This window comes from Pseudomonas proteolytica, assembly GCF_007858275.1.
GTDB lineage: Bacteria > Pseudomonadota > Gammaproteobacteria > Pseudomonadales > Pseudomonadaceae > Aquipseudomonas > Aquipseudomonas proteolytica.
This window is the reverse complement of record NZ_VFEV01000004.1, coordinates 209,394-215,592: the sequence shown is the minus strand read 5'-3', so window position 1 is coordinate 215,592 and position 6,199 is coordinate 209,394. Positions and strand designations below refer to the sequence as shown.

4 protein-coding genes are annotated in these 6,199 nt (G+C 60.2%); 1 reads left to right on the top strand and 3 read right to left on the bottom strand.

The window, feature by feature from the left end:
* Positions 1-196 precede the first annotated feature (196 nt).
* The gene (gene trxC / locus FIV38_RS04980; protein ID WP_092232953.1) at positions 197-631 is read right to left on the bottom strand and encodes a thioredoxin TrxC; all 435 of its coding nucleotides are present in this window, start codon (positions 629-631) and stop codon (positions 197-199) included.
* Between the two features lie 301 nt (positions 632-932).
* Here trxC and FIV38_RS04975 point away from each other — a divergent pair, with 301 nt between their 5' ends.
* The gene (locus FIV38_RS04975) at positions 933-1,334 is read left to right on the top strand and encodes a helix-turn-helix domain-containing protein (RefSeq protein WP_029299232.1); all 402 of its coding nucleotides are present in this window, start codon (positions 933-935) and stop codon (positions 1,332-1,334) included.
* 6 nt (positions 1,335-1,340) lie between these two features.
* On the opposite strand, the gene selO is transcribed toward FIV38_RS04975, so the two are convergent.
* Together selO and mscK are read right to left on the bottom strand one after the other, a co-directional pair.
* The gene (gene selO / locus FIV38_RS04970) at positions 1,341-2,804 is read right to left on the bottom strand and encodes a protein adenylyltransferase SelO (RefSeq protein WP_092232956.1); all 1,464 of its coding nucleotides are present in this window, start codon (positions 2,802-2,804) and stop codon (positions 1,341-1,343) included.
* 48 nt (positions 2,805-2,852) lie between these two features.
* The gene (gene mscK, locus FIV38_RS04965) at positions 2,853-6,191 is read right to left on the bottom strand and encodes a mechanosensitive channel MscK (protein WP_092232959.1); all 3,339 of its coding nucleotides are present in this window, start codon (positions 6,189-6,191) and stop codon (positions 2,853-2,855) included.
* Positions 6,192-6,199: the final 8 nt, after the last annotated feature.

The following is a 6,199-nucleotide window of genomic DNA, read 5'->3' as shown; positions in this document are numbered from 1 at the left end:
GCTGGGCTGCGAAGCAGCCCCAAAACCAGCCGCTGCGGTGTATCTGGTACAACGTATTCGTCTTATTGGGGCTGCTTCGCAGCCCAGCGCGGGGCAAGCCCGCTCGCCACAACTGCGCTATCTGTCTGGATTTAGGTGTTGCTGCAAAGTTGTGTAGATACCTATGGCCATCGCGGGCAAGCCCGCTCCTACAGGGTTACACCCCTTGGCTGCGCAACCAGCTCATCAATTGCGGTAGCGCAAACGCGCCGCTCTGGCGTGCCACTTCCCGGCCGTTCTTGAATAGGATCAGGGTGGGAATCGAGCGAATCCCCAATTGTGCCGAAAGCTGCTGGTTGGCCTCACTATCGAGCTTGGCCAGGCGGCACTTTCCCGCCAACTGCCCGGCCGCCTGTTCAAACACCGGCGCAAACGATTTGCACGGCCCGCACCACTCTGCCCACACATCCACCAGCAGCGGCAAGTCGCCCTTGATCTGGCTGGAATAGTCGCCCTGTTTCAGTTCAAACGGTTTGCTCAGCAACACCGGCTGCTTGCATCGCCCGCACTTTGGGGCATCGCCCATGCGTTCGTGGGGGATGCGGTTGAGGCCGTTGCAATGAGGGCAGGGGATTACCAGGGGATCGGACATGGTGGGATTCCGTTGAAGTTGCCAATGAACTCTATTTGGAGCCAAGACCGAAATTATCAAGGCTCGGCGGTGGCGACGCATGTGTTCACATTTTTGCCTGTGCGCACGTTTGGCCGCCTACCTAGGCTACGTATGCAAGTTTGAGATTGTGCCGCTGGTCTGCTGAGCACCTATCGCATATTGCGATAATTTGATGCCGAGACTAACCCCCATAGCAAGATGCGATAAGGATATTGCATGCGAGTAATCAGTGTGAGGCCCATTCGAAATGCCAAGGGCAAGTGGAAGGAGTGACAGGAAAATGAGCGTATTGATTGAGCAGGCTGTTGAGCACTGGGAATTTGTATCACCGCTGTTGCGCAAGCCCAAAAGCGAGGCTGACTACGATGTGCTGGTCGAGGCCCTCGACGAATTGCTGGATATTGTCGGGGACGACGAAACCCACCCCCTGATGGGGTTGGTGGATATTATCGGCGACTGGGTCGAGGCCTACGATCTGGAGCATTGGCCGATACCCGAGGTGAGTGGTGTCGAAGTGTTGCGGTCAATGATGCAGGAGCACGGTTTGACCCAGAGTGATTTACCGGGCGTAGGTCCTCAATCGGTGGTCTCTGAAATTCTCAGTGGCAAGCGCCAGCTCAACGTGCGACAGATTCGTTGGCTGGCAGAGCACTTTAAAGTGCCTGTGGATATGTTCATCTGAAAAGAGCTATGACGAACAACTGATCTCCAAATGCTTGCCCCAATCGGGCGGCCGCTGGGCGTAGTGCTCCATCTCTGCCTGTTCTTCAAATGGCTTGCTCAACACCTCATGCAGCCTGTGCACTTCGCTGTAGTCGCCGGACTCGGCGGCGGTGATGGCATTTTGTGCTAGGTAGTTGCGCAGGATGTACAGCGGGTTCACTGCGTGCATCCGCTCGCGGCGTTCAGCCTGGGGGCTGTTGCCATCGCGCTCGACACGGGCTTTATATAGGTCTGCCCAGGTATCGAACCCATTGAGGTCAACAAAGTCATCGCGCAACTGCGCCACGGCCAGTGCTGCGGGCTCATCCCCCAGGCGGCGGAAGAACAAGGTGTAGTCCACGCCGCTGTTTTGCATCAGTTGCAGCAAGCGCTCTACCAGTTTCTGGTCGTCGTCTTCGGCAGTGGTCAGGCCCAGGCGGCGGCGCATCAGGTCCAGGTAGTGGGCCTGGTAGAGCGGCAGGTACAGGCCCAGGGTTTCGCGCAGGGCTTCAACGCTGATATACGGCGTCAATGCCTGGGCCAGGGCACTGAGGTTCCACTGGCCGATCGGTACCTGATTGCTGAAGGAGTAACGCCCTTCGTGATCGGAGTGGTTACAGATGAAATGGGCGTCGAAGTCATCGAGGAAGGCAAATGGCCCGAAGTCGAAGGTAATACCCAGGATCGACATGTTGTCGGTGTTCATCACCCCATGGCAAAAGCCATAAGCCTGCCACTTGGCGATCAGCTCGGCGTTGCGCTCGACAATCTCGCGGAACATCGCCAGGTACGGCTCGGGTTGCTCCTGGCATGGGGCGAAGTGCAACTTCAGCACGTGCTCGGCCAGTTGCTGGTGCAACTCGGTTTTCTGGGTGTAGTAGAAGTACTCGAAGTGCCCAAAGCGGATATGGCTCGGCGCCAGGCGCAGGACCATGGCCGCACGTTCCTGTTTTTCGCGCCATACCGGGGTGTCGGAGCCGATCACGCACAGGGCGCGGCTGCTGGGGATGCCCAGGGCGTGCAAGGCTTCGGAGGCGAGAAACTCGCGGATCGAAGAGCGCAGTACCGCGCGGCCATCACCCATGCGTGAGTAAGGCGTTTGCCCCGCGCCCTTGAGGTGCAAGTCCCAGTGTTGGCCCGCCGCGTTATATACCTCGCCCAGCAGCAAGCCGCGACCATCCCCCAGTTGCGGGTTGTAGGAGCCAAACTGATGCCCCGAATAGACCATCGCCCGTGGTTCGGCCTCGGCCCACAGCTTGTGGCCACCGAACAGTTCGGCGAACACCGGTGTCTGGGCGACGGCCGGGTCGAGATCAAGCAGGGCCATGGCGGCACTGCTCGCCACCACCAGCCGTGGCGCGTCGATGGGCTCGGGCAGTACGTGGGTTGAGAAACCATCGCCCAGGCGGGCGAAGCGGTTGTCGAAGGTCAGGTCGTCGAGGGCTTTCACCGGCCATCTCCAGCAGAATGTCCGAGCATTCTGCTGGGGATAAAGCGGTTAGTCGAGTTTGGTCGGCGGCGTGGGTTGTGGCGAGCCGTCATTGGCCGGCTTGCTCAGGGGTTCGATTTCCACCAGTTTGTATTCCTGGCCGTGCAGGTTCTTCAGGTAAACCTCCATCTGCCGGAACGAAATATTGATGCTCTGTTTCTTGAACTCACGATTGATGAAGCGGTTGACCTCATCGATCACCGGGTTACGGTCGCCCAGGTCGCGCACATGCATGCGCAATTCGTGGTCCAGGGTACTTTCGCCGAAGTTGAGGAAGTACACGTGGGGTTCCGGGTCTTTCAGGACGCGCGGGTTATCCCTGGCGGCCTTGAGCAACAATTCCTTCACCAGGTCCAGATCGGAGCCGTAGTCCACGCCGAGCTTGAGGGTGACCCGGGTGATGGTGTCGGTCAGCGACCAGTTGATCAGTTGCCCGGTGATAAAGGTTTTGTTCGGGACAATGATGTCCTTGCGGTCAAAGTCGGTGATGGTGGTGGCGCGGATGCGGATCTTGCTCACCGTGCCCGACAGGTTGCCGATGGTGATGGTGTCGCCGATGCGTACCGGGCGCTCGAACAGGATCATGATGCCGGAGATAAAGTTGGCAAAGATCTCCTGCATACCGAAGCCCAGGCCCACCGACAGTGCGGCCACCAGCCATTGCAGCTTGTCCCAGCTCACCCCGAGGGTCGACAGGGTCGACACAAAACCCACACCGGCAATGACATACGACAGCAAGGTGGTGGTGGCATAGGCGCTGCCCTGGGCCAGGTCCAGCTTCGACAGCACCAGCACTTCCAGCAGCCCGGGCAGGTTGCGCGCCAGGGCAAAGGTGATACCGATGATGATCAGCGCGCCGAGCATGTCGCCGATGCTGATGGGCACCATGCTGATATTGGCGCCGGTACCGCTGGTGTATTCGTAGAGGGTGACGTTGTCCAGGTAGGAGAACACCGAGATCAGGTCGGACCAGACCCAGTACAGCGCCGCGATAAAACCGCCGAGCAAGGCCAGGCGAATCAGGCGCATGGATTGTTCGTTGACCTGCTCGATATCCAGGGTCGGTTCCTCGATCACCACTTCGCCGTCGCCGGCTTCCTTGGCGGCCTGGCGTTTGGCCAGTGCGCGGGAGTAGGCCAGGCGCCGTGCGGCAACGCCCAGGCCACGGACGAAGGTGGCTTCGATCACCAGCCAGAACATCAGCAGGTACAGGGTGTTGATCAGGCGGTCGCTGAGTTTGAGCGCGGTGTAGTAGTAGCCAAAGCACACGGCAATAAACAGCGCGATGGGCAGCGCGGTAAACGCGACGCCGACGACCTTGCGAAACAGTGAGGCTTTTTCATGGGTCGGGCTGTTGAGCAGCAGGCGGCTGAGCAGCCAGGCCATCAGCCCATAACAGGTGAGGACTACGGCGATGCCCAGAACATCATCGGCCAGGGCCGCCGGTTGATGCTCGGCGATGGACACCACGGCCACCAGCGCCAACACCACCAGCCCCAGTTTGCGGATCCAGCCCTGGAGGAATTCGACCTGGGGTTTTTCCCAGCGGAAATGCAATTCGGCCACGCCACCCGGCGCGAGGATCCGGTAGGCGGTGTAGAACACCAGCCACGCCTGGGCGATCTGCACCAGGGCCATGCCCAGGTTGGCGTTCTGCCCACGCGCATCGATTTGCAGGGCATAGCCGCACAGCGCCAGGCCGAGGGTCACGGGCAAGGCCAGCAGGATATTCACCAGGATCGCGACCGGGGTGTGCCACTGGCTGTCACGCTTGAAGTGACCGATATCCATGTGGATTTTCTTCAGCCGGTCATACAGGTTGCTGCGCCGCCACAACAGTGCGCCGATCAGCAGCAGCAGGGGCAAAAACAGCAACGGGCGCTGGGCCAGGCCGTCGTACAGTTCGCTGAGGCTGGAGGCCCAGGGCAGGGTGTCGACCTGTTTGCTCAGGCGGTTGGGCACGCCTTCGAGCCATTCGACGTCCAGCGGTTTGTTGCTGGGGATCCAGAACATCTGTTCGTCGAGGGTCGCGCGCAGGCTGGCGGCGGTGCTGAGCAGTTGCTTCTGGTTCAGTTGCAGGGTGATGGATTCGTTGAGCAGTGAGCTCAGTTCCCGGCTCAGGCGTTCGAGCAAGTCGCTGCGGGTCACGGCCAGTTCCAGCAGGGTGCGGCGCAGCTGTGGCGTGACCTGGTCCTCTGGCTGGTCGGCCAGCAGGTTGTCGACGTAGGCGCTCGGTGAACTGATCAGCTCGCGCTGCTGGTTGACCTCGAATTGGTACAGGCGAATGTTGGCGATATCGTCGGCCAGGTCGCGATCGACTTTCAGGCGCGGCAAGGCCTGCTTCTGTTTATAGAGGATTTTCGACAGCAGCAGGCTGCCCTTGAGCACGTTGATCTGCTCGTCCAGGGCCGAATCGCTCTGGGTCACATTGTCCAGCAACTGTTTGGTTTGCAGGTTCTGCTGGGTCAGCTCATTGAGCCGGTCAGTGCTTTTGAGCAGGTAGTCGGACAGCTTCAGGTTGGCTGCGCTTTCCGTGGCCAGCAGGCTGCTGCCGCCGGCCTTCTGTGCCTCGATGGACTGCTGGGTCACAGTCTCCTGGGACTGGGCCAGGCGTTTCTGGTTGATCAGGGTTTGCAGGTCCTGGATTTCCTGCTCCAGGCGCGCGGTTTTTTCCACCGCCAGGTCATGCTGGCTGTTGCCCAGGTCTTGCAGTTGGCTGTTGCCGGCCAGTTCCTGGCGGCGCAGCGGGATCAAGGCGTTGAGCGCCGCCAGTTCGGCGTTCAGCAGGTTGCGCTGGTCGCCATTGAGCGGTTTGCCATTGTCCTTGCCGGCCTTGAGGATGCTGTTGATCTGCTGGATGCGCGTCTGGCTGTTGCTGATTTCGGTCTGGGCGCGCTCGGGGCGGGTCTGTGCGGCGATGCTCAGGCTGTTGGCGTCGGCCAACTCTTTTTGCAGGTCGCCTTGCTGGGTGCTGCGCTGCACCAGCAGTTGTTCGAGCTGCGGCACCGGCAGGCTGGCGTAGCGTTGGGCCACCGGGACAACCTTGGTACCCTTGAGCCGGGCCAGTTCACGGGAGTTTTCCGTGGTCTGGCGGGGTGCATCTTGCAATTGGCGCTTGAGATCGCTCAGGCGTTGCTCGTAGTCCTGCTTGTTGCCCAGCAACGTCAGGGTCTGCTGCAAAACGTTCTGCAGCGCCTTCATGTCGGCGTCGGGCAGTTTGCGGTCCGGCAGCTTGTCCAGGGTCTGTTGCACACTCTCGATGCTTGGTGGATCGGCGGCGAACACGGGGCTGACGCAGAGACTCAGGCCCAGCAAGGCAGTGGCTAAAAAAGTGCGCAGGATTGTCATAGAGACCG

Excerpts from the sequence above, each read along its gene's own strand:
- trxC (WP_092232953.1), bottom strand. The coding sequence starts at position 631 with ATGTCCGATCCCCTGGTAATCCCCTGCCCTCATTGCAACGGCCTCAAC.
- FIV38_RS04975 (WP_029299232.1), top strand. The coding sequence starts at position 933 with ATGAGCGTATTGATTGAGCAGGCTGTTGAGCACTGGGAATTTGTATCA.
- mscK (WP_092232959.1), bottom strand. The coding sequence starts at position 6,191 with ATGACAATCCTGCGCACTTTTTTAGCCACTGCCTTGCTGGGCCTGAGT.